The organism is Nocardia sp. NPDC004573, from assembly GCF_053602135.1.
In genome coordinates, this window is the sequence record NZ_JBSGDA010000008.1 from 155,797 (window position 1) to 179,765 (window position 23,969).

Annotated in this window: 21 protein-coding genes, 1 other RNA gene and 1 pseudogene; 13 read left to right on the plus strand and 10 right to left on the minus strand. The window is 70.0% G+C overall.

Annotated features, from left to right (window positions below; all coding sequences use genetic code 11):
- Positions 1-328 precede the first annotated feature (328 nt).
- The 3 genes from ACWEKR_RS15540 to ACWEKR_RS15550 are packed head-to-tail and all read left to right on the plus strand — an operon-like array spanning position 329 to position 4,710.
- Positions 329-1,996 carry a CocE/NonD family hydrolase gene (locus ACWEKR_RS15540; RefSeq protein WP_452355021.1) on the plus strand — a complete coding sequence of 556 codons (1,668 nt, stop codon included), beginning with the start codon at positions 329-331 and terminating at the stop codon, positions 1,994-1,996.
- Positions 1,993-4,248: a M20/M25/M40 family metallo-hydrolase gene (locus tag ACWEKR_RS15545; RefSeq protein WP_452355022.1), complete on the plus strand. Its 2,256-nt coding sequence runs from the start codon at positions 1,993-1,995 to the stop codon at positions 4,246-4,248. Before ACWEKR_RS15540 ends, ACWEKR_RS15545 begins: the two co-directional genes overlap by 4 nt.
- Before the next feature lie 9 nt (positions 4,249-4,257).
- Entirely contained in the window at positions 4,258-4,710 is a 453-nt protein-coding gene (locus ACWEKR_RS15550) for a 6,7-dimethyl-8-ribityllumazine synthase (RefSeq protein WP_452355023.1), read from the plus strand.
- Between the two features lie 4 nt (positions 4,711-4,714).
- On the opposite strand, the gene ACWEKR_RS15555 is transcribed toward ACWEKR_RS15550, so the two are convergent.
- The 4 genes from ACWEKR_RS15555 to ACWEKR_RS15570 all read right to left on the minus strand — a co-directional run bounded on the left by ACWEKR_RS15555 (position 4,715) and on the right by ACWEKR_RS15570 (position 8,332).
- Positions 4,715-6,154, minus strand: coding sequence for a metallopeptidase (locus tag ACWEKR_RS15555; RefSeq protein ID WP_452355024.1), 1,440 nt, complete (start codon positions 6,152-6,154; stop codon positions 4,715-4,717).
- Between the two features lie 207 nt (positions 6,155-6,361).
- The gene (locus tag ACWEKR_RS15560; RefSeq protein WP_452355025.1) at positions 6,362-7,306 is read right to left on the minus strand and encodes an endonuclease/exonuclease/phosphatase family protein; all 945 of its coding nucleotides are present in this window, start codon (positions 7,304-7,306) and stop codon (positions 6,362-6,364) included.
- A 10-nt stretch (positions 7,307-7,316) separates the two neighbouring features.
- The gene (locus ACWEKR_RS15565; protein WP_452355135.1) at positions 7,317-8,003 is read right to left on the minus strand and encodes a cysteine hydrolase; all 687 of its coding nucleotides are present in this window, start codon (positions 8,001-8,003) and stop codon (positions 7,317-7,319) included.
- A gap of 2 nt (positions 8,004-8,005) precedes the next feature.
- Entirely contained in the window at positions 8,006-8,332 is a 327-nt protein-coding gene (locus ACWEKR_RS15570) for a hypothetical protein (protein ID WP_452355026.1), read from the minus strand.
- A gap of 108 nt (positions 8,333-8,440) precedes the next feature.
- Here ACWEKR_RS15570 and ACWEKR_RS15575 point away from each other — a divergent pair, with 108 nt between their 5' ends.
- Entirely contained in the window at positions 8,441-8,776 is a 336-nt protein-coding gene (locus ACWEKR_RS15575; RefSeq protein ID WP_281874693.1) for a winged helix-turn-helix transcriptional regulator, read from the plus strand.
- A 51-nt stretch (positions 8,777-8,827) separates the two neighbouring features.
- Here ACWEKR_RS15575 and ACWEKR_RS15580 read toward each other — a convergent pair whose 3' ends face one another.
- The 3 genes from ACWEKR_RS15580 to ACWEKR_RS15590 form a co-directional block, all read right to left on the minus strand.
- The gene (locus tag ACWEKR_RS15580) at positions 8,828-11,839 is read right to left on the minus strand and encodes a bifunctional [glutamine synthetase] adenylyltransferase/[glutamine synthetase]-adenylyl-L-tyrosine phosphorylase (protein ID WP_452355027.1); all 3,012 of its coding nucleotides are present in this window, start codon (positions 11,837-11,839) and stop codon (positions 8,828-8,830) included.
- Between the two features lie 57 nt (positions 11,840-11,896).
- Entirely contained in the window at positions 11,897-13,234 is a 1,338-nt protein-coding gene (locus ACWEKR_RS15585) for a glutamine synthetase family protein (protein ID WP_195090221.1), read from the minus strand.
- 163 nt (positions 13,235-13,397) lie between these two features.
- Entirely contained in the window at positions 13,398-14,945 is a 1,548-nt protein-coding gene (locus ACWEKR_RS15590; RefSeq protein ID WP_452355028.1) for an alpha/beta hydrolase, read from the minus strand.
- Between the two features lie 179 nt (positions 14,946-15,124).
- Here ACWEKR_RS15590 and panB point away from each other — a divergent pair, with 179 nt between their 5' ends.
- The 6 genes and pseudogenes from panB (at position 15,125) to ACWEKR_RS15620 (ending at position 19,205) form a co-directional block, all read left to right on the plus strand.
- On the plus strand, positions 15,125-15,982 hold the full coding sequence (gene panB, locus ACWEKR_RS15595) for a 3-methyl-2-oxobutanoate hydroxymethyltransferase (RefSeq protein WP_452355136.1): 858 nt from the start codon (positions 15,125-15,127) through the stop codon (positions 15,980-15,982).
- A gap of 57 nt (positions 15,983-16,039) precedes the next feature.
- Entirely contained in the window at positions 16,040-16,258 is a 219-nt protein-coding gene (locus ACWEKR_RS15600) for a DUF2191 domain-containing protein (protein WP_159840266.1), read from the plus strand.
- On the plus strand, positions 16,255-16,656 hold the full coding sequence (locus tag ACWEKR_RS15605) for a PIN domain nuclease (protein WP_159840265.1): 402 nt from the start codon (positions 16,255-16,257) through the stop codon (positions 16,654-16,656). The genes ACWEKR_RS15600 and ACWEKR_RS15605 overlap by 4 nt, the downstream gene beginning before the upstream one ends.
- A 231-nt stretch (positions 16,657-16,887) precedes the next feature.
- Complete coding sequence (locus ACWEKR_RS15610; protein ID WP_195090207.1) at positions 16,888-17,337, plus strand: hypothetical protein; 450 nt, start codon at positions 16,888-16,890, stop codon at positions 17,335-17,337.
- A gap of 14 nt (positions 17,338-17,351) precedes the next feature.
- Positions 17,352-18,299: pseudogene (gene pip, locus ACWEKR_RS15615) on the plus strand (prolyl aminopeptidase); the annotation flags it as partial.
- 45 nt (positions 18,300-18,344) lie between these two features.
- Positions 18,345-19,205: a CHAD domain-containing protein gene (locus ACWEKR_RS15620; RefSeq protein ID WP_452355137.1), complete on the plus strand. Its 861-nt coding sequence runs from the start codon at positions 18,345-18,347 to the stop codon at positions 19,203-19,205.
- Positions 19,206-19,235: 30 nt separating this feature from the next.
- Here ACWEKR_RS15620 and ACWEKR_RS15625 read toward each other — a convergent pair whose 3' ends face one another.
- The gene (locus tag ACWEKR_RS15625) at positions 19,236-20,687 is read right to left on the minus strand and encodes an RNB domain-containing ribonuclease (protein ID WP_452355029.1); all 1,452 of its coding nucleotides are present in this window, start codon (positions 20,685-20,687) and stop codon (positions 19,236-19,238) included.
- 15 nt (positions 20,688-20,702) lie between these two features.
- Positions 20,703-21,035 carry a hypothetical protein gene (locus ACWEKR_RS15630; RefSeq protein WP_452355030.1) on the minus strand — a complete coding sequence of 111 codons (333 nt, stop codon included), beginning with the start codon at positions 21,033-21,035 and terminating at the stop codon, positions 20,703-20,705.
- Between the two features lie 435 nt (positions 21,036-21,470).
- On the opposite strand from ACWEKR_RS15630, the gene ACWEKR_RS15635 reads away from it, so the two are divergent.
- Positions 21,471-21,842 (plus strand): hypothetical protein, encoded by a 372-nt coding sequence (locus ACWEKR_RS15635; protein WP_452355031.1) that lies wholly within the window; start codon positions 21,471-21,473, stop codon positions 21,840-21,842.
- A gap of 97 nt (positions 21,843-21,939) precedes the next feature.
- Here ACWEKR_RS15635 and rnpB read toward each other — a convergent pair.
- An RNA gene (gene rnpB, locus ACWEKR_RS15640) (RNase P RNA component class A) lies at positions 21,940-22,355 on the minus strand.
- Positions 22,356-22,391: 36 nt separating this feature from the next.
- Between rnpB and ACWEKR_RS15645 the strand changes: the two genes are divergently transcribed.
- Together ACWEKR_RS15645 and ACWEKR_RS15650 are read left to right on the plus strand one after the other, a co-directional pair.
- On the plus strand, positions 22,392-23,279 hold the full coding sequence (locus tag ACWEKR_RS15645) for an alpha/beta hydrolase (RefSeq protein ID WP_452355032.1): 888 nt from the start codon (positions 22,392-22,394) through the stop codon (positions 23,277-23,279).
- A gap of 121 nt (positions 23,280-23,400) precedes the next feature.
- Positions 23,401-23,964 carry an NUDIX hydrolase gene (locus ACWEKR_RS15650; protein WP_452355033.1) on the plus strand — a complete coding sequence of 188 codons (564 nt, stop codon included), beginning with the start codon at positions 23,401-23,403 and terminating at the stop codon, positions 23,962-23,964.
- Positions 23,965-23,969 lie beyond the last annotated feature (5 nt).

Genomic DNA, 23,969 nt, shown 5'->3' on the forward strand with positions numbered 1-23,969 from the left:
TAGAGCCCAGAGTGGAATGCACTGTGGAGAGCGCAAGCGGTTCCCGTGGACACCATTCCTTCACCTGTGGGAAACGGGGCTCGGAAACGGAAAAGGCAATTGCTGCCTTGTTTTCGCCACGTGTCCCTCGCACCGTCATCTGTCCGACCGACGTCGCCGCGGGACTGCGCGATTCACCCGGATCGCCGGGGCCCGCTGCTACGAGCACGTGCTTCGTGACGTCTGCGGCGGGTGAACGGTCGGTCGTTTCCGAACGCCCGTTCGGGCTACTGGACGACTACCCCGATTCCGGGGGCTGGACGGCCGTGCGGGCACACTCGATAGTCCTATGGTGACCGACCGCGCCGTCCTGTCCCGTGCCCTGTGCGGCCTGCTGTTGCTGCTGGCCGCGTTCACCCCGGTGACCGCCGCCGCCGAACCGCTGCCGGTGCCCTACCAGTGGAAGCAAGCGTTCATCGACAGCACGGACGGCACCCGCCTGCACGCGGACATCCTGCGGCCGGACGGTGTCCCGGACGACGCCCGCACACCCGTGGTCCTCACCGTCAGCCCGTATCGCGCGCACCTGGCGTACTTGAGCGAACCGCGCCTGACCGGAGGGCCGTCCACCGACAACCTCACCGCCGAACTCTTCCTGAACGCGGGCTACACCTACGTCGTCGTCGACCTGCGCGGATTCGGCGGGTCGAGCGGCTGCCCGGACTTCGGCGGCCCCGGCGAACGCGCGGACGTCGCCGCGGCCGTGGAATGGGCGGCGAGCCGGCCGTGGTCCACCGGCAAGGTCGGGTTGTTCGGCACCTCGTACGAAGCCTGGACCGGGCTGATGGGCCTGGCCGCCGCACCGAAGGGGCTCGCCGCGGTGGGCGCGTTCGAGCCGGTCGTCGATCCCTACTCCTACCTGTACATGCAGGGCGTCTCGTGGAAGTTCTCCGGCAAGCCGATCACCGAGAGCGGCGTGCGCCCCGCCGATTTCGCGGGGCTGGAGCACTTGCTCATCGCGTCCACCCCACCGCGTCCGGAGGACTCCGGCGAATACCAGGCGAACGCGACGCAGATGCCGTGGCAGTGCTTTCAGGGATACCTGGCCGAGATCGGCGACCACAACCCCGGCACCGCGTTCTGGCGCGACCGCGACCTGGTCGCGCGACTGCGCGGCAGCACTATCCCGGTGTTCCTCGGCCAGGGTTTCGTCGACTACAACACCCGCGCCTATCGCGTGTTCGATCTGTGGAACGGCCTCGGCCCCGGCGAGCACCGGGCCTGGTTCGGCCAGTGGGGACACCGCACCTGCCACGACAAATGCGGCACACCGCACTTCGACACCGAGTTGCTGGCGTTCTTCGACAAGCACGTCGCGGGCCGTGCCGTCGAGGTGCCCGGACCGCGAATCACCGTCGGCCAATTCGACGGCCGCTGGCGCGCGGAGACCGCCTGGCCGCCCGCCGACGCGCGGCGGGTCCCGGTCGAGCTGCGGACCGGCAGCTACACCGACCGCGGGCTGGTCCCCGGACCCGACCGGGAACTGTGGTCGGTCTCCGCGCCGCTGACCGCGGACCAGCACCTGTCCGGCATCCCCACCGCCACCCTGCGGCTGAGCGGCCCGGCGAACGCGACGGTCGCGGTCGAGCTCTACGACATTGCCCCTGACCTGCGCGCGACGGTCATCACCCGCGGTATCGCCCCGGTGAGCGACACCGCCGAGGTCCGGCTGCTCGCGCAGGACTGGCCGATCGCCGCCGGCCACCGGATCGGCGTGCGGGTGACCGACGTGGTCGACGACGTGTGGTCGCACTCCCCCGCCTTCGCTCCGGTGACGGTGTCCTCCGCGCGCGTCGACCTGCCGCTGCTGACCGGAACACGTCGTCCCGAGCTGGTCGGTGGGCTCACCGAGGGCATCGTGAAGTGGCGAAACGAGAAGACGATCGCCCTCGACCCGAGCATGTTGAACAATGCAACGGTGCCGATGAATCTGCCCGACCGCACCGGTGACCGATGACGGAGCCGGTCGACGACCCGACCGCCGAACGCCTCGCCGCCGCGCTCCGGTGCGCGACGGTGTCCACCGACGACCCGCGCGACGCCGACAGCGCGGCGTTCGAGCGCCTCGACGCGCATCTGCGGGCGTCCTTCCCGCGCGTGCACGCCGAGCTCGAGTTGCGGCGCTTCGCGCACAGCAGGCTCTACCGCTGGCCCGGCGTCGAGCCGGAGCGGGTGGCCGCGATCCTGCTCGCCCATCAGGACGTGGTGCCGGTGGACGACGCCGAGCGCTGGACCCATCCGCCGTTCGCGGGCGTGGTCGACGACGAATTCATCTGGGGCCGCGGCGCGATCGATGACAAGAGCCGCGTGCTGGCCATCCTGGAGGCCACGGAGTCCGCGCTCGCCGCGGGATTGCGGCCCCGGCACACCGTCTACCTGGCCTTCGGGCACGACGAGGAGGTCTTCGGCGGCGACGGGGCCGAGCGCATGGCCAGCCATCTGCGGCAGGCGGGCGTGCGGGCGGATCTGCTGCTGGACGAGGGCGGGGTGATCACCGCGGGCGTCGTCGACGGCGCGCGGCAGCCGGTGGCGACGATCATGCTCGGTGAGAAGGGCTACGCCACGGTCCGGTTGTCGGTCACCGACGTCGGCGGGCATTCGTCCATGCCGGGCAAGCAGACGGCGGTGGGCCGGATCGCGCGGGCGGTGGCCCGCATCCAGGACCATCCGATGCCGCTGCGCCTGACTCCGGTAATCGCGGACATGCTGGACCGGGTGCGCGAGGTCATGCCTGCCCCGCGGCGGCGGCTGCTCGGCCTGGCGCGCGTCGCCGCACCGGTGGTCGCCCGGGTGATGGCGGCCCAGCCGCAGACCGAGGCAATGGTGCGCACCACCACGGCGCCGACGGTGATCCGCGGCGGCGTGCGCGCGAACGTGCTGCCCCAGCGGGCCGAGGCCATGGTGAACTTCCGCATCCTGCCCGGTGACACGGTCGCCTCGGTGCTGGCGCACTGCCGCAAAGTCGTGCGGGACAAAGGGATTCGCTTCGAGCTGATCGGCATGTCGTCGGAGCCGTCGCGGATCACCGGGCCCGGTCCCGCCTTCGACCTGATCGCGGGCCTCGCCCGCGCCGTCGTCCCCGGCATCGCGGTGACCACCGGCATCGTGCCCGGCGCGACCGACTCCAGGCACTACGACGACCTGGCGGGGACCCGGTGCAATTTCGCGCCGATCGTGCTGGACGAACGCGACCTGGCCTCGATCCACGGAACCGACGAACGACTGTCGCGGGTCAACTACGCTCGACTCATCGAGTTCAATCGGCGACTGATCGAGCATTTCGCGACGGTCGGCGCGCCATCGACGTCAGGAGCGCCAGGCATGACGACCGAGCCGACGGCGGGCAACGCCACGCCCACCGAGCCGCCCGCGATCCGCACCGAATCCGGTGAGTTCGACGGAATCGGCAGCGGAGTCGCCTGGCGGGCGTGGCTGCCGGAGGGCGCCGCGCGGGGCGTGATCGTCCTGGTGCACGGCGTGGCCGAGCACTCCGGCCGCTACGCTCACGTCGGGCAGCGGCTGGTCGCGGCCGGTTTCGCGGTCTACGCGCTCGACCACATCGGGCACGGGAAGTCCGCGGGCGGCAAGGCCAACATCGGATCCATGGCGGCCGCCGCCGACAACGTCGACGTCATGCTCGACATCGCGAGCCGGGAGCAGCCCGGCGTGCCTCGCTTCCTCGTCGCGCACTCGATGGGCAGCCTGATCACCTTGTATCTGGCCACCCGCGCGCCGATCGACGTGGCGGGCATCGTGCTGTCCGCCCCGCCGCTGGACATCCCGGTGGGCAATCCGGTGCAGCGCAAGCTGGCACCGGTGTTGAGCCGGTTCACCCCGAATCTGGGTGTGCTGAAGCTGGATTCGTCGCAGATCAGCCGCGATCCGGCGGTGGTCACCGCCTACGACAACGATCCGCTGGTCTACCGGGGCAAGCTGCCCGCCCGCACCGGCGCGGAGATGCTGAACGCGACGGATACCGTCAAGCAGCGGCTGGCACGGCTCACCGCGCCGGTGCTGGTGCTGCACGGCACCGCCGACGCGATCGCCGCGCCGTCGAGCTCCGATCTCATCGAGCGCGGCGCGGGGTCGGAGGATCTCACGGTGATCCGCTACGAGGGCCTCTACCACGAGGTGTTCAACGAGCCGGAGCAGCAGAAGGTGCTCGACGATGTCGTCGGCTGGCTGGAAGCGCACCTTACCGAAAAGTAGTATTCATCCATGAGTAGCACCGGATCCATCGCGTTCATCCGCGCCAGCTGGCACAGCTCGATCGTCGAGAAGGCGTACGAGGGCTTCCGCACCGAATACGCCGACCTCGGTTTCGATCCCGCCGGCATCGACGTCTACGAGGTGCCGGGCGCCTTCGAGATCCCGCTGCACGCCAAGCGCTTGGCGCACTCCGGCCGGTACGCGGCGATCGTCGCGTCGGCGCTGGTGGTGGACGGTGGTATCTACCGGCACGACTTCGTGGCGTCGGCGGTGATCGACGGACTGATGCGGGTCCAGCTGGACACGGACGTGCCGGTGTTCTCGGTCGTGCTCACCCCGCACCACTTCCACGAGCACAGCGAGCACGTCACGTACTTCACCGAGCACTTCCGCACCAAGGGCGCCGAGGCGGCCCGCGCGCTGGCCGGCACGCTCAGCTCGCTGCGGTCGCTGCCGGTGTAGGCGCCTACCGGAACCTGGCCAGGCAGGCGCTCTCGCCGTCCAGCACGCCGGTGCGGAACGCCTCCAGCCGCTGGTAGCCGCTCGGCACGACGTGGCCGTTCACGTCGGCGGCCGCCGCGCCGTCGGCGAGCAGGCCGGAGACCGCTTCGTCCAGATCGCCCGCGGACAGGTGCGGGTCGCTGCCCGGCTCGCTGAGCCTGGTGGTCACCACGCCGCTGAGGCAGGCGGTGCGCAACCCGGCCGTTTCCGCGCCGGTCAAGGACAGCTTCCGATCCTGTTGCACCGCAAGCGCATACCGCGACACGAAGACGACGAACGCGTTGTAGTCACCGTCCACGACCGCCGACAGCGGGTCCTCACCCGCCATCGATCCGCCGCGGCGGGCCAGGGCGGGGACGTCGGTGCCGATCCGGTTCGCGCCCGGACAATAGGACACCGGGCGGGTGAGGGTGACGTCCGAGCAGGTGCGCCCGACGTCGGCGTAATCGAACTGCGGCGGCCGCGTGACCGGGAAGATCTGCGCCAGCGCCTTGCTCAGGCTGGTCAACGCGGCGGCATCCACCGGCAGCTGCGCCTGCTCCTCGCCCGGCTCGAAGGTGGTGGGGAGATTGCCACGACGCTGGGCGATCTCCTTCCTGGTGATCTTCTTGCACCCGTCGGCGCCGTCGGTGTAGCCGATCTGCACCGCGGTCACCCGCTCGAACGCCGACCCGTGCACGTTCTCCGGGTCGTTCGGATCGCGGTCGCGCACGGCCACCGTCGCGCCGAGCACCGCGTTGAGCCCGTCGGTGGTGTTGAGCGTGAAATGCGCCGAATCCCCCTCCGCCACATGACGCAGGAAGGCACCGGCGAGGCAATCGGCCTGCTGTTCCTGCACGAGCGGCGGGGTGAGCAGACCGGCGAGTTCAGCCTGCCCCTGGATGGCGTGCCCGTACTCGTGGGCGAGCACCATCACCACGGCCATCTCGCCGTACTTCTGCACCAGTTTCGGCAACAGGACGCCGCGGTCCCAGCCGATGGTGTGGTCGCCGCCGCAGTAGGCGGCGTTGACCACCTGGTAGGTGTCGGATTTGCAGAACTTCACCGACTGCATTCTGGGCGCCTTGGCGTCCCACGAGATATACCTCGCCACCGGCCTGAACGTGCCGGGGAAGTGCGCGGGATACTCGGCGGCCCAGAAGTCCTGCACGTCGGCGATGGCATTGAGCGCCAGCTTGTCGATGGCGCCGCCGTCGCCGTTCTCCGCCGTGAGCGGTGCGTCCGGCACCCCCTGGCGCGGGCCGTTCGGGCCGGTGGCCGTCATCGATCCGGCCAGCTCCCAGGTGTCCGCCGGGGGCGAGACCTGCTGCGCCGCACGATGGTTCGCACCGGTGGCGCAACCGGCGAGCACCGCGGTCACCACCGCCAGCGCGGCCACCACACCGAATCGCTTGTTCTTCCGCATCGACCCGCCTCCCCGGTACCGCGTCTCGGGCCCGCCGAGCGCTCACATCGTAATCGCCACGAACGCGCTTCGCGCATCACCGCGTTCGCGCTCAGGAACCGGTCCCGCGGCGGCAAGGCGCAACCTCTGCGCGGACGTGGACGCTGCTCGACGACCTGGGGCACTTCAGGGCGAATGCGTCACCGCGGTCGGCAGGGCGGACCCGGATCACCGCAGGCGGATGCGGCAGATCAGCGCTCGGTGGTCGGAACCGGGGACCGAAAGGGTGTGCAGCTGTTCGGCGGTGGCGTCGGCCACGAGGATGTGGTCGATGCCGATCACCGGGCCCCAGCGGCGGTCCTCGGGAAACGTGGGCAGCAGGCCCGCTCCGGTCTGATCGGCGGCCGAGGCGAAGCGGCCGCGCAGGAGATCGCGGTAGGCCGCGTGATCGCGGGTCGCGTTGAAGTCGGCACCGACGATGGCGGGACCGGGATGCGCGTCGAGGATTTCGCGAATCCTGCGCATCTCCGCCCGCCATGCGGGGAAGTCGAACGGCGGCGGGACCGGATGGAAGGCGAAGACGGTGATCGGCCCTCGTTCCGGGTGATCCAGCGTCGCGGAGACATTGTTCAGGACGAAGCCGTCGTATTTCCTGCTGTCCCGCAGCGGGTACCTGCTGAAGATGCCGGTGCCGCCACCGCCGTCACGGGTGGGTTCGGCGTAGTGATGCGGCAATTCGGCGAGCAGGCCCGCACCCGCCAGGCGTTCGAGCGCGGCGCCGGTCAGTTCGTCGACCGTCAGCACGTCGACCCGGTTGTGCCGCACCGCGCGCACCACCGCGGCCGGATCCGCGCCGCCGAACAAGATATTCGACTGCATGACGGTCATCTCCGGACCGCTCGCCGCCCGGCTCTCCGGCACGAACGCGGGCACCAGCGTCCAGAGCACCGCCGCGGCAAGCACACCGGCCACGGCCGCACTGCGCCACCCACGCGCGATCAGCAGCAACACCAAGCCGACGAACGCCCCGATCATGAAGTACGACGCCCCCGACGCGAGCAGAACCAGCCCGCGCCGCTGCCACGCCCCGAAATGCAGCACGAGCCCAAGGGCGCCCGCGGTTACTGCGCACCACCCCACACCGAGCAACGCCCGGTTCATCCATCTACGCATGCGGTCGAGCCTAGGCACCGTCTTCGAAGATCCGGTGTAGCGCAGGTGTGGATTCTGCGTACCGCCTCATCAACTCGCTCAGTTCCGCCGTGTCCGTCATCAGCGATCCCCCGGCGAACTCCAAGGTGGCGTGCGATCTTTCGGCAGCCGCACGATGACCGGCTCCACAGGCGTCGGTGACGATGATCGGCAGATAGCCCAGATCCAGGCTGTGCCGGACGGTCGGCTCGATGCCCACCTCCATCGCGATGCCCGCCACGGCGTAGGTGTCGATGCCGCAGTCGCGCAGGGCGAAATCCAGCGGGGTCGCCGCGAAGGCCGACATGGTGATCTTGTCGAACACCACCTCGTCCGGACCGGGCGTCAGCTCGGGCACCAGGTGGAATTGCGGCGAACCCTGCGGGAAGCTCGAGCGCACGGCCGCCGGGTCGTCCACCCGCTGCCAGGACATGGCGGTGCGCAACTGGGCGACGCCCGACGCCGCGACCGGCAAGGACATGTGTCGCGTGTAGAAGACCCGGAAGCCGCCCGCCCGCGCGGCGTCACGCAGCCGCACGCACGCGCGCACGATCTCCTCGCCGCCGGGGATCTGCCGCACGATGCCGACCTGCATGTCGTAGATGAGCAGCGCCATCCGCGTGGGATCGCAGGCGTCCGGCACGGTCTGCGGGATGCGCAAGCCGAATGCGTGCCGCATGCTCACGCGGTCCGGTCGTAGGGTTCGGCGAGGTCCACGGCCGGGTCCATCAACGCCTCCAGCGGCAAGGGCGCCTGCACCGGGACGAACGTCCACTCCAGGTACCCGGCCTTGGTGAGCGGGAAGTCCGCGACATACTTGCGGGCCTCCTCGACGCTGTCGACCTCGAACACGATGACCACCCCTGGCTCGTCGGCGCGGGCGTAGTTCTCCCGGACGATGCCCGCCTTCCACAGTCGCCACACATTGGCGACTTCCTCGGGCAGATACGGGTTGATCGTCTCCAGGGTGACGCCGGGCTTGAATCGGTCGAAAACGATGACCTTCATAGAATTTCGCTCCATGTGCGCGTGTGGTTTCCGGTGAACGGCATCCATGGAAGCGCGATGATTACAGTGTTACAAGAACGCACTTTTCGGTGAGTACTCGGAGGACAGGTGCCCGGCAAGCGCTACAACTGCGCCGTGGAAGTGACCGTCGACCTGATCGGCGGCAAGTGGAAGCCGGTGATCCTCGCCCACTTGAAGGAGGGAGTGCACCGCTACGGCGAGCTGCGCAGGCGGATGCCGGCGACCAGCGAGAAGATGCTGGTGCAGCAATTGCGCGAACTGGAAGCCGACGGCCTGGTCCGGCGCACCGTCTACGACACGGTGCCGCCGCAGGTCGAATACACCCTCACCGACGAAGGCAGCACCCTGGTTCCCGTCCTCACCGCCCTCTACGACTGGGGCGAGCAACGGGCGGCCCGCGCCGGGCTCACGCTCGAGTCGTGAATCCGGCAGCCGGAGTCGCGCGAGAACCGACGACCCGGCGCGGAGCGCGGCTCAGGCGCCGAAGACCCGTTCGACGACAGCTTTGGCGCGCCGCGTGACGCGCATGTAGTGGTCGAGGAATTCGCTGCCGTCGTCGTTGGGCCATCCCGCGACGCGGGCGACCGCGGACAGGAGGCGGCCGGGGGCGGGCAGCTGGTCGGAGGGCTTGCCGCGCACCAGCACCAGGGCGTTGCGGGCGTTGGTGGCCGTCAGCCACGCGTCCCGCAGCAGCGCCACGTCCTGCGCGTCCAGCAGTCCGGTCCGCTCGATCACGTCCAGCGCCTCCAGCGTGGAGGTGTTGTGCAGGCCGGGCACCTCGTGGGCGTGCCGCAGCTGCACCAGCTGGACCGTCCACTCGATATCGGCCAGTCCTCCACGCCCCAGCTTGGTGTGTGTGGCCGGATCGGCGCCGCGGGGCAGCCGCTCGGCGTCCACCCTGGCCTTGATCCGCCGGATCTCGCGCACCGCCTCGGCCGACACCCCGCCCTCCGGGTAGCGCACCTTGTCGATGACGTGCAGGAAACGCAACCCGAGTTCCTCGTCACCGGCCACCTGGTGGGCGCGCAGTAGCGCCTGCACCTCCCAGGGTTGCGCCCATTGCTCGTAGTACGCGGCGTACGCGGCCAGCGTGCGCACCAGCGCGCCGTTGCGCCCTTCCGGCCGCAACCCGGCGTCCACGTGCAGCGGCGGATCGGTGCTGGGCGCGCCGAGCAGCTGCTGCACCCGGTCGGCCACCCCGATCGCCCACTTCACGGCCTTGGTCTCGTCCTCGCCCGGGCGCGGGTCGCAGACGAACAGCACGTCCGCGTCGGAGCCGTAGCCCAGTTCCATGCCGCCGAGCCGCCCCATGCCGATCACGGCGATGTCGGCGGGCGCGGGCGCCCCCCGCTCCGCCTCGCCCGCCCGGATCACCGCGCGCAACGACGCCTCCAGCACCGCGACCCACACCGACGACAGCGCCCGGCACACCTGGGGCACATCGAGCATGCCGAGCAGATCGGCCGACGCCACCCGCGCGAGCTCGTGCCTGCGCAACGAACGCGCCGCGGCCACCGCTCGTTTCGGGTCCTCGTAACGAGCGGCGGCGGTGAGGATGCCGCGAGCCACCTCGTCGGGCTGCGGACCCAGCAGCAGCGGGCCGCCGGGACCGTCGGCGTACATCCGGATCGTCTCGGGCGCGTTGATCAGCAGATCGGGCAGGTATTCCGAAGAGCCGAGCACGATCATGAGCCGCTGCGCGATGGCCCCCTCGTCGCGCAGCTCGCGCAGGAACCAGATCTGGTCGGCGAGCCCTTCCGACACCCGGCGGTAGGCCAGCAGGCCCGCATCGGGATTCGGGGTCTCGCCGAGCCATTCGAGCAGCGTCGGTAGCAGCAGGGCTTGGATGCGGCCTTTGCGCGACACCCCGCCGGTCAGGGCCTTGAGGTGGCCGAGGGCGTGCTCCGGCGCCGCGTAGCCGAGCGCGGCGAGTTGCCGGACGGCGGCTTCGGGGCTCAGGCGCAGCGCATCGGGTTCCATGCGCACCACCGATTCCAGCAGCGGCCGGTAGAACAATTTGGCGTGCAAGCGCCGCACGCGCACCGTGTTGCGGCGGATCTCGCTGGTCAGCACACCGACCGCGTCCTGTCTGCCGTCCGGCCGCATGTGCGCGGCGCGGGCCAGCCAGCGCATGCCCTCCTCGTCGTCGGCGGCGGGCAAGGTGTGGGTGCGACGCAGCCGCTGCAGCTGCAGGCGGTGTTCCAACAGCCGCAGGAATTCGTACGACGCCGTGAGATTGGCCGCGTCGTCGCGGCCGACGTACCCGCCCGCGGCCAGCGCGGTCAGCGCCTCGACGGTGCCCTGCACGTGCAGCGTCTCGTCCACCCGCCCGTGCACCAATTGCAGTAGCTGCACGGCGAACTCGACGTCCCTGAGGCTGCCGTGCCCCAGCTTCAGTTCGCGTTCTCGCAGGTCGGCGGGTACCAGATCCTCCACGCGGCGGCGCATCGCCTGCACGTCGGCGACGAAATCCGGACGCTCCGAGGCCGACCACACCATGGGCATCAGCGCGGCGCGGTACTGCTCGCCGAGCGCGAGATCGCCGGTGGCCGGACGGTTCTTCAACAGCGCCTGGAACTCCCAGGTGCGCGCCCACCGCTTGTAGTAGGCGATGTGCGAATCCAGCGTCCGGACCAGCGCACCGGCTTTGCCCTCCGGTCGCAGCGCCGCGTCGACCTCGAAGAACGCCTGACTCGCTACGCTCATCAGCTCCGCGGCCAAGCGCGTGGCGGTGGCGTCGGCGGGCTCGGCGACGAACACCACGTCGACGTCGCTGACGTAGTTCAGCTCGCGCGCACCGCATTTGCCCATCGCGATCACGCCGAGCCGCACCGGCACCGGCTCGTCCTTGCAGACCCGGGCCACCGCGACCGCCAGCGCCGCGGTCAGGGCGGCGTCGGCCAGGTCGGTGAGCTGCCTGCCGACCACCTGATAGGGCAGCACGGGCTCGTTCTCCACCGTCGCCGCCAGATCCAGCGCGGCCAGCAGCATCAGATGATCGCGGTACCGCTTGCGCAGCGACGCCACCACTTCGGGCCCCGATACCCCGGCGCGGAACAGCAGCGGGGCCGCGTTGGGCCCGCGCTCGGGTTCGGCCTCGACGACGGCCAGCAGATCGGCGATCAGCTCGTCGCGCCCCGGTAACTCCTTGCGCCGCAACCCCTCCCACGCCGACGGCGCCGCGACGAGATGGTCGCCGAACGCGCTGGACGAGCCGAGCAGTGCGAACAGCCTGCCCCGCAACGCCGTATCGGTGCGGATCGCCGAATCGACGGCGTCCCATCCGTCGCCGATGCTCTCGCGCAGCCGCATGAGCGTGCTCAACGCGAGGTCGGCGTCCGGCGCGCGGGACAGCGACCACAGCACGGGGATGCTTTCGACGTTGTCCCACCCCAGATCGCGCAGCGACGCGGCGGCCGACGGCTCGAGCAATCCGAGCCGACCGACACCAGGGACGACGGAGCGCGCAGACGGGGGCCGGACCATGGTTCTCAAATTACCCGGCCGTGACCGGGGGCACGCCGCCTCGGGGCATCGCTCGGATTACAACCCCAGGTATTCCTTCAGCTCGAACGGCGTGACCTGGCTGCGGTAGTCCGCCCACTCCCGGCGCTTGTTGCGCAGGAAGAAGTCGAACACGTGCTCGCCGAGGGTCTCGGCGACCAGTTCGGAGCGCTCCATCGCCTGCAGCGCCTCGTCCAGGGTGCCGGGCAGCTCACGGAAGCCCATCGCTCGCCGCTCCGCGACGGTCAGCGACCACACGTCGTCCTCGGCCTCCGGCGGCAGCGTGTAGCCCTTCTCGATGCCCCGCAGTCCGGCCGCGAGCAGCACGGCGAAGGCCAGGTAGGGGTTGCACGCGGAATCGGGGCTGCGGATCTCGACGCGACGCGAGGACGACTTGTTCGGCGTGTACATCGGCACGCGCACCAGCGCGGAGCGGTTGGACCGGCCCCACGAGGCGGCCGTGGGCGCCTCGCCGCCGTGGATGAGGCGCTTGTAGGAATTCACCCACTGGTTGGTGACCGCGCTGATCTCCGGCGCGTGCTCGAGGATGCCCGCGATGAACGCGCGCGCCGTCTCCGACAGGTTCATCGGGTCGTCCGGGTCGTGGAAGGCGTTGGTCTCGCCCTCGAACAGGCTCATGTGCGTGTGCATCGCCGAGCCCGGGTACTGGGCGAACGGCTTGGGCATGAAGGTCGCGCGCACGCCCTCGTCGATGGCCACTTCCTTGATCAGGTAGCGGAAGGTCATCACGTTGTCGGCCATGGACAGCGCGTCGGCGTAGCGCAGGTCGATCTCCTGCTGGCCCGGTGCGCCCTCGTGGTGGCTGAACTCCACGGAGATGCCCATGGACTCCAGCGCGTCGATGGCGTGGCGGCGGAAGTTCGGCGCCGAATCGTGCACCGCCTGGTCGAAGAAGCCGCCGCTGTCGGCGGGGATCGGGACGCCGTCCCGCGTTCCGTTCTCCAGCAGGAAGAATTCGATCTCGGGATGCACGTAGCAGCTGAACCCGACATCGCCGGCCTTGTTCAGCTGGCGGCGCAGCACGTGGCGCGGGTCGGCCCAGGACGGCGAGCCGTCCGGCATGGTGATGTCGCAGAACATGCGCGCGGAGTGCTGGTGGCCCTTGCTGGTGGCCCACGGCAGCACCTGGAAGGTCGACGGGTCCGGCCGGGCGACCATGTCGGCCTCGGAGACCCGGGCGAAGCCCTCGATGGCCGATCCGTCGAATCCGATACCCTCTTCGAACGCGCCTTCCAGCTCGGCGGGGGCGATGGCGACGGACTTCAGGTAGCCCAAGACGTCGGTGAACCAGAGACGTACGAAGCGGATGTCCCGCTCTTCGAGCGTCCGCAGCACGAATTCCTTCTGGCGATCCATGCCCGCGAGCGTAAGCATCCGGCGTTAAATCCGTGTTACATACACGCTTAAGATTGCTGACCTGGATTTTTCGGAAGGCTCCGCACGGTCGGATCGTCCCCTTTGTGAGTTTTTTCCGGAAACGGCCGCGCGGCGCCACCGGTCGGCAACCGTGCCCGGCGGCTCAGCAGGTGAGGCCGGGAGCAGGCTCGGACAGGTCGACCAGATAGGCGATGACCGCGTCGTCCACACAGGGCACGCCACCCGCCAGCGCCACCGTGTGCCGGTTGCCCTGGTAGGTGATCAGCGCGGCGCCCAGCTGTGCGGCCAGGTCGACTCCGGCCTGGTACGGCGTCGCCGGATCCTCGGTCGTCGAGACCACCACCGTCTTCGGCAGGCCCGCCACGGCGATGCGATGCGGTTCGCTCGTGTTCGGCACCGGCCAGGCGGTGCACAGCTCCAGTGGCGCAGCGCCGGTGCCACGACCGTCGTCGAGGAACGGGGCCGCTTTGCGGTACTCCGCGTCCTGGCGTCCGGTGACCGCGCGATCGGTGATGCGCGGATCGTCCACGCAGCGGATCGCGTTGAACGCGTCGGTGGTGTTGGTGTAGGTGCCGTCGTCGCGACGGCCGTCGTACAGGTCGGCCAGCGCGAGCAACGTATCGCCGCGCCCGTCCCGCAACTCCGACAGCCCGAGCGTGAGCACCTTCCACAACTCGTCGGTGTAGAGCGCCTGCCGTACGCCGGTCAGCGCGTCACCGTAGGTCAGCCCGCGCGGATCCGTGGTCTGCGCTGGCTTGTCCCACAGCGGGTTCACCAGCGCGCGGAACCGCGCCACCGCCTGCGCCGGGTCCGAACCCAGCGGGCAGTCCGGCTGCTGCACGCAGTCCGCGGCGTAGGCGTCGAACACCTTCTGGAAGCCCGCCGCCTGGCGCAGCGACTCCTGCACCGGATCCTGCGAGGAGTCGATGGCGCCGTCCAGCACCATGGCGCGCACCCGATCGGGGAACTTCTCCGCGTACGCCGAACCGATCTTGGTGCCGTAGGAGTACCCGACGTAGGTCAGTTTCTCGTCACCGAGCGCCGCACGCATGACGTCCAGGTCCTGCACCACCTCCCGGGTGCCGACATGGGCGAGGAAGTCCTTGCCGGTGCGCTCGGCGCAGCGGTCCGCGTACCGGCGGTTGTCGGCCTCCGCGTCGGCGATGCCCGCCGGGGTGTAGTCCTCCTCCGGCTCGGCTCGCTCGGCGTCCTGTTCCTGGGGTGTCTGGCAGACGATCGTGGGCAGGGAGGAGCCGATGCCGCGCGGGTCGAAGCCGATCCGGTCGAAGCGCTCGGCCAGCTCGGTCTTGTTGCCGAGCGACGACAGGCCGAGACCGGACTCCCCCGGCCCGCCCGGATTCATCACCAGCGAACCGATCCGCCGTCCGGTCGCCCGGGTGCGCGAGATCGCGATCTGCGCGGTCGCGCCCTCGGGCGCCGCGTAGTCCACCGGCACGGTGATCCGGGCGCACTCGGCGCTCGGCGGGAGCCGGTCGTCCGGTCCGCCGAATCCGGTGCAGTCGCCCCACTGCACGGTCTGGCCGTAGAACTTCTCCAACCCGGCGGGCGGCGTCGTCGTTGTCGGCTGCCCCGATTCGGTGCGGGTGACGGCGCACCCCGACATCAGGACAGCGACCGACGCCAGCACCGCCACCGAGAGCGCACCGCGCCCGTTCCGCACCGTCGACATGCCTCCGATATTGCCACCGTGTACCGGGGGGCACCGCCCCGGGCAAACTTCTGCGCTGTGACCAATTGCACCGGTCATCGGCCTTAATCCGGGTCGGTGGCGGGTGGCACACTGATTCTCGTCAGACAATCCCGGGGACCCGGACGGGCCCCGAGGCGACACAGACGAAAGGGACGATGATGTCCGTATCCGATTCGGAAACCCCTGCCTACGGTGCGGCGCCCGCGGAGCCCAAGAAGGTCGTGCGCAAGACCCGGGTGCACCACTTGCAGCAGATGAAAGCCGACGGCGAACGCTGGGCGATGCTGACCGCCTACGACTACTCCTCGGCGCGGTTGTTCGAAGAAGCAGGCATCCCGGTGCTGCTGGTCGGCGACTCCGCGGCCAACGTCGTGTACGGCTACGACACCACCGTGCCGATCACCGTGGACGAGCTCATCCCGCTGGTACGCGGCGTGGTGCGCGGCGCGCCGCACGCGCTGGTGGTGGCCGACCTGCCGTTCGGCACCTACGAGTCCTCCCCGCAGCAGGCGCTGGCCACCGCGACCAGGTTCATGAAGGAGGGCGGGGCGCACGCGGTGAAGCTGGAGGGCGGCGAGCGGGTCGCCGAGCAGATCGCGCTGGTCACCGCGGCGGGCATCCCGGTCATGGCGCACATCGGCTTCACCCCGCAGAGCGTGCACACCCTCGGCGGATTCCGGGTCCAGGGGCGCGGCGACGGCGCCGAGCAGCTGATCGCCGACGCCATCGCGGTCCAGGAGGCGGGCGCGTTCTCCGTGGTCATGGAGATGGTCCCGGCGGAGCTGGCGGGGCAGGTCACCCGCAAGCTGACCATTCCGACGGTCGGCATCGGCGCCGGCGCAGACACCGACGCGCAGGTGCTGGTCTGGCAGGACATGGCCGGCTACACCAGCGGCAAGACCGCGAAGTTCGTCAAGCGTTTCGGCAACGTGGGCGACGAATTGCGCACTGCCGCCGCCGCCTACGCCGACGAAGTGCGCCGGGGCACCTTCCCGGCGCCGGAGCACAGCTTCTGACATCGCGACCTCCCTTGATATACTCTCTTATATCCATATATCAAGGGAGGTGTAGCCATGTCGCGGACCATAGTCGACCTCGATGACGGCGCACTGGCGTTCGCGCAGCAGCAGCTGGGCACGCGAACCAAGCGTGACACGATCAACCGGGCATTGGCCATCGCGGCGGGCCTGACCGCGGACGATCGCGCCCGCGGCTTGGCCTGGCTGCAGGCCAATGCCGAGGAAATCCTGGACTTCGACGTGCTGGCGGGCGAGGAGCGGTCCCGGCGTTGACCTACCTCGCCGACACCTCGGCCGTGTGGCGACTGCTTCGTGGCCAGGTGCACGACCCGTGGCCGCGCCAAGTGGCACAAGGACTCGTCGCCGTCTGCCCGCCCGTCGAAGCCGAACTCATGGTCTCCGTTCGGTCGGGCAAGGACTTCGAACCATTCTTCGCGGTGCTGGGCCGTACGTTCGGCTGGTACCCCGCGCTCGATGATCCTTGGCGTCACGTGCTGGCGGTGCAACGTGACCTGATCCGAATCGGCCACCATCGCGGGCCGTCGCCGATGGACATCGTCATCGCTCTCACCGCGCTCGAGCATCGCCTGACGCTCCTGCACGCGGACGCCGACTTCGAATCCATCGCAAAGGTACGACCAGAACTTCCGATGATCCGCGTCGATCGCTAGCTCCGACGGCGCAAAGCCCTTCAGGCGCGCAGTCAGCGCTCCACCTGCCGAATCCGCTGCGCCGGTTGCGAACCGAGCCCGGACGAGACTCCTCGTCCCGTCGGCGACTTGTGCGCACCGGGCGGTCCGAGCTGCGCTGAGCTATTCCCACCGAAAACGGCCGGTTCGGGCCGGTCGGCGAAATAAATGGCAGACTCGATGCCGACAATACCGACACGACCAGAGGTACCCATGCCGTACAGCCGTTGGATTTCACGCAGCACCCTGCTGGTGGCGGGCGCCCTCGCCGCCGCGGCGTTGACCGCTTGCGGCAGCGACTCGGGACCGGCCCCCACCGGCAGCTCGAGTTCGACCACGGCGTCGGCCACCGCCACGCCGGGCACCACCGCGGGCCGTACCACACCGGCGAGCCCGGAGATCTCCGACGCGGCCGCGACCCAGCTGTGCGACCTGATCCGGCCGGAGCTGTCCAACTGGCGAATCCAGGGCGGCACCCTGGGCAAGATCGGCCTGAACGCGTTGGTCCACGAGTGGGCCCTGCGCAACGGCGGCATCAACGCCGCGGTGCTGGCCGACAAGCCGATCGTCGACCGAGCCACGATCAAGGCCTGCCCCGACGTGCGCCAGCAGGCCGTGGAGGCGCTGGGCATCCCGGATCTGGCCTCGGGTCTGGCGTTCTGAGCCCGGGCGGCCGGATGCGCACTCTCTATCCCCCGATCGAGCCCTACGCCTCCGGCATGCTGGCGGTCGGCGACGGCCAGTCGGTCTACTGGGAAGTCAGCGGCAATCCGGACGGCAAGCCGGTGGTGTTCCTGCACGGCGGGCCGGGCGGTGGCACCGCGCCGTTCCATCGGCAGTTCTTCGATCCGGCCGCCTATCGCATCGTGCTGTTCGACCAGCGTGGGTGCGGCCGGTCCACCCCGCACCTGGCCGATGACGCGAGTCTGGAGCACAACACCACCGGTCATCTGATCGCCGACATCGAGGCGCTGCGTGAACATCTCGGCATCGCTCGCTGGCAGGTGTTCGGCGGCTCGTGGGGTTCCACGCTGGCGCTGGCCTACGCGCAGCGGCACCCCGAGCGCGTGACGGAATTGGTGCTGCGCGGCATCTTCCTGTTGCGGCGCAAGGAAATCGACTGGTACTACAACGGCGCCGCGGGCTACGTCTATCCGGACGAGTGGGAGAAGTTTCTCGCGCCGGTGCCCGAGGACGAACGCGACCAGGATCTGGTCGAGGTCTACCACCGGTTGCTGCACTCGCCCGACGAGGACATCGCGCGCACCGCCGCGATCGCCTGGTCGAGCTGGGAGGGCGCGACGAGTTCGCTACGGCCGCAACCGGATCGGGTGACCGAGACTTCCGAGCCGCGATTCGCGCTGGCCTTCGCCAGAATCGAGAACCACTACTTCCGCCACGGCGGTTTCCTCGACGAGGGCCAGCTGTTGCGTGACATCGGCGTGATCTCGCACATCCCCGCCGTGATCGTGCAAGGCCGTCATGACATCGTCTGCCCGGCCGTGAGCGCGTGGGAGCTGCACCGGGCCTGGCCGGGCTCGGTCCTGCACATCGTCGACGACGCCGGGCACGCGGCGAGCGAGCCCGGCATCACGCACCATCTCGTCGAAGCGACCGACCGATTCGCGAAAGTAGGGGTGGGCACGGTGGTCACGGCCGGGGACGCACTGGTGGACGCGCTGCGGGAGGACATCGATCGGCTCTTGGCCGCCGAGCCCGAGGTCCGGGCCGACGCGCCGGATTCGGTCCATCAGATGCGGGTGGCCACCCGCAGGCTGCGCAGTGTGCTGCGGTCCTACGGCAAACTGCTCGTCAAGCAATCGGCCGGCGCGGTGGGCGCGGAACTCAAGTGGCTGGCCGGATTGCTCGGCGCCGCGCGGGACGCCGAGGTGCGCGCCGACCGGTTCGCCGCGCTGCTGGCCGAGCACGCCGAGCACGCCGACCCGGCCGCGCTCGACGCCGTCACCGCGCGTCTGGTGCAGGCCGAGCGGGATCGTTATCGCGCGGCGCACGACGAGGTGCTGACCGCGCTGGACGACGCGCGTTACCGCGCATTGCGGGAACAACTGTCCGGCTGGCGCACCGATCCGCCCTTGCGCCACTCCCGCGCCGCGGCGTCCGCGACGGATGTCTTCGGGGAGGTGTTGCGTCGCGACCTCGACCGGGTGGAGACCTTGGTCCGCGCCGAGCCCACCGTCGACCCACGCGAACGGGTGGAGCTGCTGCACGACATCCGCAAGAGCGCCAAGCGCCTGCGGTACGCGTGCGAGGCGGCGGAGCAGGTGCTCGGCGAGGAGGCCGCCGAGCGCGGCAGCCGCGCCAAGAAGCTGCAAACCGTGCTCGGTGATCACCGCGACGCGGTGGAATCGCACGACGCGATCCTGCACCGGGCGACCGAGGCCGTCGCGGCCGGCGAGGACGCCGGTCTCTACGAGCTCCTCGCGGCGGCGGAGGACGCCGCGGCCGGGCGCGAGCTGAGCCGTTACCCCGCGACTGCCGCCACGGTGTTCGGCGCGGTCGTCACGGGGTGATTCGGCCGCTCGCCGTCGCACCGCGGCCGTTCACGCGGGATAGGTGAAGGACACCTTCCGCTCCGCCGGGTCGGCCGACAGCAGCCGCACCCGCACCGATTCGCCTTCCGGTGGATTTCCCCCGCACGGCCCGAGCACCGGTGGGTCGGCGACGAAGACCACGGCCGGCCGGTTGCCGTTGGCCTCGCGCACCACGACGGCGTCGAACTCCGCACCGATCCGCCGCGCCAGCACGCTCGACTCGGTCAGATCGATGCAGGCGCGCTCGATCTTGCCCGCGACGCTGTCGCTGCGCCGCATGGCGTCGGCCGCGCCCGTCAGCCCGTCCCGCACCCAGCGCGGCACCTCGGTTCCCGCGCACCGGGCCAGGCAGATCTCGGTCGCGAACCGGTCGGACAACCGCCGCAAAGGGGCGGTGACGTGCGCGTACGGGGCCCCGATCGCACTGTGTCGCAGGGTGTCGGGCCCGGGCGTCTCCCCGGCCGCGCCGTCGACCACGGTGTACGACGCTCCGCGCAGCAAGGTGGTCGCCTCGGACATCAGCACCAGCGCCGCGGGTGTGCGGGTGTCCAGCCGGGCCAGCATCTGCCCGACCGGTTCGCCGTCGGGCCAGGCCACGCCCAGCGCCTGCGCGGTCCGGCGCATCGACTCGAGCGCGGGTGCGGAGGGGGGCGGCATGGTGCGCAGCAGCGCGACTCGCTCCCGGGCGGGCGCGTCCCCGTCCAGCATGATCCGCGCCGCGCACATGCCGGTCAGCAGCGAGACCTGCTCGTTCCAGTCGTCGGCGGCGGTGCGCGGTTCCACCACCAGCCGCCAGTGCCCGTCGGCGTGCTCGTCCTCGATGATCGTTTGCGCGGGCAACCGCAGCCCGATCGCGCCGCGCGCCACCCCCGCCTCGATGCGCCGCGTGCCGAATTCCGGCAGGGCCGCGATCGAGGGATGCAGGCTTCCGGACTCCGCGTCGGCCTGCACGCGGAGGTAGTCGAGCCGGGCCCGGGAGCGCACCAGGGCGCGGACCACCGAGAACCGCACCGGTTCGGCCTGGTCGTCGAGCTCGATGGTCCACAGGGCGGCCGGACGCGGCCGGTCGGGAAGCAGACTCGCGGAACCCTCCGACAGCACCGGCGGATGCAGCGGAACGATGCCGTCGGGAAGGTAGAAGGTTTGTCCTCGCGCGCCGGACTCTTTGGCGAGCGCGCCGTCGGGGTAGATCACGGCACCCACATCGGCGATGGCGTAATGCACGGTGAAGCCGCCGGCAGTGCGTTCGATATGCAGGGCCTGATCCAGATCCATGGCCCCGGGCGGGTCGATCGTCACGAACGGGATGTCCGTGCGATCGACCCGGTCGCCCGCGAACGCGTCCACCGCGTCGCGGGCCTCCGCGCTGGCCTCGGCGGGATACGCCGAGGCCAGGCCGAACTCCGATCGTATGGCGCCGAAATTCACCGGTGCCGAGACGATCCGCTGGTGGAGTTCCACGCTTGCGCGCCGGTCCTACTGCAGCGCCAGCATAGTGCCGTTCAACTGGTCGAACGGCCCGTAGACGGTGAAGGTGACCCGGCCACCCGGCACCGATGACGACACCTGAGCCGCGGCGTCCAGCGCCTGGCCGAAGGAGGCGGCGGACGGGTGCGGCAGCCCGGCCAGAGCCAGGCCCACGTGATTCTGGTGCACCCATACCGTGTCCGCGGGACTCAGGTCGACCTGAACCCCACCCGGCAGCGGGGTCACGGCGACCGCGCTCGCCGAACCAGCACCCAGCACCGCAAAAACCGAAGCGGCGCCCGCGACCAATGCGCCGGCGACCATGGAGCGAACTACTCGCATATGTATTGAGACCTGCTTTCCCGCGATCGAAGAACGAAGGGCCCGCTGCTGCCCCGCATCGGGCCTTGCCAACGGCGACTACTTTATGACGTCGATCACGATCAGGGCCAGTTCCGAACGAATCGGACAACGGAAATTCCGGCCGCGCGACATGAGCGAGGTGGCGCTGCTAACGTGGCCCGCCGTGACGGGCGTCCGGTTCGCCCGCACCTTCGGAAATGTCCCACACGTCGACAATTTGGGAGCTTCACGCCTATGTCATCGATTTTGTACGACTACCTGTTGCCTCTGCTGGGCCCCGAGCAGGCCGCGTACTGGGCTCAGGTTTTCGTGATCGACCCGGTCTGACCGCGCGATTCTTTTTCCCACTACTCGTCGCCTCCCGTTCACCTGACGGGAGGCGACGGCGGTTACAGCCCGATAGCATGCCGCCTCGTGACAAGAACTACCGCCGCTATCGCGGCCAGTGCCACCCTCTTCGCCCTGCTCCTCACCGGATGCGGCGAGGACAAGACCAGCGACGCCACCTCGTCCGCCACCACGACGGCGGCGCAGGCCGCCACCCAGATCGACAGCGTGAAGGCGGGCGCGTTCCTCGTCAGCTTCCGCGGCGCGTTCCCCAAGCTGGCCGAAGGCAAGGACGACGCGAAGATCGCGAGCATCCTGACCGAGACCTGCGGGGATATCAAAGCGGGTAAGTCCGAGGACGACGTCGTCGCGAACATCACCAAGCGCGCGGGCGGCGCCACCCAGCCCAGCGCCGAGGAAGCCGAGGCGATCTACCAAATGGCCAAACTCATGTGCTGACCCCCGATCCTTCAGGCGTGCTTCGCATACCCGATCAATCAACCGCGGCACGGAGACTCCGGGGCTTCGGGCAGGGGTGCGAAGCCGCCCCGGCGGGCGGACGAGTTGGTCTGTAAGCCGGATCCTGTCCCCGGCCCTGGGGCCGGGGGGCGGCCATCCATCTGGGCACACCGTCGCCGGGTGCCTCGAGCGGTCCACCCGCAGGCTCGGGCGAGCAGCCCTCGAGCGCCTGCGCAGCCGCACCGCGAACGGTGCGACCTTCGACCTTGCTCCGGGCGGGGTTTACCCAGCCGCCCCGGTCACCCGGGGCGCTGGTGCGCTCTTACCGCACCGTTTCACCCTTACCGCACGGCCGCGAGGCCGTGGGCGGTTTGTTTTCTGTGGCACTTTCCCGCGGGTCACCCCGGGTTGCCGTTAACAACCGCCCTGCTCTGTGGAGTCCGGACTTTCCTCGGCGCCGGGCGGCGGCACTGCCGTGCCCGTTCCCGACGCCGCGGCCGCCCGACCAACTCGTCCGCCGTCCCAGGATACTGGGTACGGTTGTTGGCCATGGAACGTGTCGAGGTCGGCTTCCCCTCGGGAAGCGAACAGTGCGCGGCGTGGCTCTATCGCCCGGACGGCGCACCCAAACCCCGCCCGCTAGTGGTGATGGGACACGGCCTGGGGGCCAATCGGGAAATGGGGCTGGATCGGTACGCACGGCGATTCGCCGCCGCGGGAATGGCGGTCCTGGTCTTCGACTATCGGCATTTCGGCGCCAGTCAGGGCACACCGCGCCAACTGCTGAACATCGCGCGCCAGCGCGCGGACTGGCATGCCGCCATCGCGTACGCGCGCACGCTGCGCGGTATCGATGCGACCCGGATCGCGTTGTGGGGCACGTCTTTCGGGGGCGGTCACGTGCTGTCGGTCGCGCCGGACGACGCCTACCTCGCGGCCGTGGTCGCGCAGGTGCCGTTCACCAGCGGCCTGTCCTCGGCACTGGCCAAGGGGCCGATCAGTTCGATCAAGGTCGCCACCATCGCCGCCGCCGACCTGCTGCTCGCGCCGATCCGGCGCAAGCCGATCGGGATCCGGCTCGCCGGGCGCAAGCGCGCCGCGGCGCTGATGAGCGCGCCCGACGTGCCGGACGGCTTCCGAAGGCTGACCGACGAGAGCGAGACCTACGAGCCGAAAGTCGCCGCGCGAGTGGCGTTCTCCGCGCTCTTCGACGCACCGGGGCGACGCGCGAAAGCCCTGAAGATGCCGGTGCTGTACGCGCTGTGCGACGACGACTCCGTGGCGCCGGTGAAATCGGCGCTGCGCGCCGCCGAGCGCACCAAGCACGCGGTGGTGAAGCGTTATCCCGCAGGGCATTTCGACATCTATTTCGACGAGGTCTTCGAGAAAGCGGTTTACGACCAGACCGAATTCTTGGTGTCGGTATTGCGACCATAGGTTGTCAGCGGCCCCCGTCCTATGGCGCCGGGCCGCACCTCGGTGCCGCGCCGGGTGAATTGCGAAAGAGCACGCGTCGAGCGGAACCGAAGCTGTCGGTGCCCGGCGTTACAGTCGTGCCATGCATTCCGCCGCGGTCGCCGACGTCGTGCGCCGGATCGCGCCGCTCGACGGGCTCGAGCAGCAGCACCTCGACACGACGCTCGCCTGGCTGGCGTCGACCGACGACATCTTCCGGCGGGTCAAACCTGCCACGCCGCCGCGGCATCTGGTCTCCTATGTCGTACTGGTCGATCCGCGCGCGCGGGCGGTGCTGCTCGGGGAGCACCGCCGCTCCGGGCTGTGGTTGCCGACCGGCGGGCACGTCGATCCCGGCGAGCATCCGCTCGAGACCGCGCGGCGCGAAGCGGCCGAGGAGATCGGCATCCAGGCGCGGTTCGACGTCGTCGGGCCCGATCCGCTCTTCCTCACCGTCACCACTACGGTCGGCTCCGGCGCCCACGAGGATGTGAGCCTCTGGTACGTCATCCGCGGCGACCGCACCCACGACCACGCCCTCGATCCGCGCGAGTTCGACAGCGAGCGTTGGTGGGACATCGCGGGTGCTGTCCTCCCTCACACCGATCCGCACCTCGGGCGATTCCTCACCAAACTCGACAGTGCGCTCGGGCAGCGCACCGGCTGAAACCG

Excerpts from the sequence above, each read along its gene's own strand:
- ACWEKR_RS15540 (WP_452355021.1), top strand. The coding sequence starts at position 329 with ATGGTGACCGACCGCGCCGTCCTGTCCCGTGCCCTGTGCGGCCTGCTG.
- ACWEKR_RS15545 (WP_452355022.1), top strand. The coding sequence starts at position 1,993 with ATGACGGAGCCGGTCGACGACCCGACCGCCGAACGCCTCGCCGCCGCG.
- ACWEKR_RS15550 (WP_452355023.1), top strand. The coding sequence starts at position 4,258 with ATGAGTAGCACCGGATCCATCGCGTTCATCCGCGCCAGCTGGCACAGC.
- ACWEKR_RS15555 (WP_452355024.1), bottom strand. The coding sequence starts at position 6,154 with ATGCGGAAGAACAAGCGATTCGGTGTGGTGGCCGCGCTGGCGGTGGTG.
- ACWEKR_RS15560 (WP_452355025.1), bottom strand. The coding sequence starts at position 7,306 with ATGCGTAGATGGATGAACCGGGCGTTGCTCGGTGTGGGGTGGTGCGCA.
- ACWEKR_RS15565 (WP_452355135.1), bottom strand. The coding sequence starts at position 8,003 with ATGCGGCACGCATTCGGCTTGCGCATCCCGCAGACCGTGCCGGACGCC.
- ACWEKR_RS15570 (WP_452355026.1), bottom strand. The coding sequence starts at position 8,332 with ATGAAGGTCATCGTTTTCGACCGATTCAAGCCCGGCGTCACCCTGGAG.
- ACWEKR_RS15580 (WP_452355027.1), bottom strand. The coding sequence starts at position 11,839 with ATGGTCCGGCCCCCGTCTGCGCGCTCCGTCGTCCCTGGTGTCGGTCGG.
- ACWEKR_RS15585 (WP_195090221.1), bottom strand. The coding sequence starts at position 13,234 with ATGGATCGCCAGAAGGAATTCGTGCTGCGGACGCTCGAAGAGCGGGAC.
- ACWEKR_RS15590 (WP_452355028.1), bottom strand. The coding sequence starts at position 14,945 with ATGTCGACGGTGCGGAACGGGCGCGGTGCGCTCTCGGTGGCGGTGCTG.
- panB (WP_452355136.1), top strand. The coding sequence starts at position 15,125 with ATGTCCGTATCCGATTCGGAAACCCCTGCCTACGGTGCGGCGCCCGCG.
- ACWEKR_RS15600 (WP_159840266.1), top strand. The coding sequence starts at position 16,040 with ATGTCGCGGACCATAGTCGACCTCGATGACGGCGCACTGGCGTTCGCG.
- ACWEKR_RS15610 (WP_195090207.1), top strand. The coding sequence starts at position 16,888 with ATGCCGTACAGCCGTTGGATTTCACGCAGCACCCTGCTGGTGGCGGGC.
- ACWEKR_RS15630 (WP_452355030.1), bottom strand. The coding sequence starts at position 21,035 with ATGCGAGTAGTTCGCTCCATGGTCGCCGGCGCATTGGTCGCGGGCGCC.
- ACWEKR_RS15645 (WP_452355032.1), top strand. The coding sequence starts at position 22,392 with ATGGAACGTGTCGAGGTCGGCTTCCCCTCGGGAAGCGAACAGTGCGCG.
- ACWEKR_RS15650 (WP_452355033.1), top strand. The coding sequence starts at position 23,401 with ATGCATTCCGCCGCGGTCGCCGACGTCGTGCGCCGGATCGCGCCGCTC.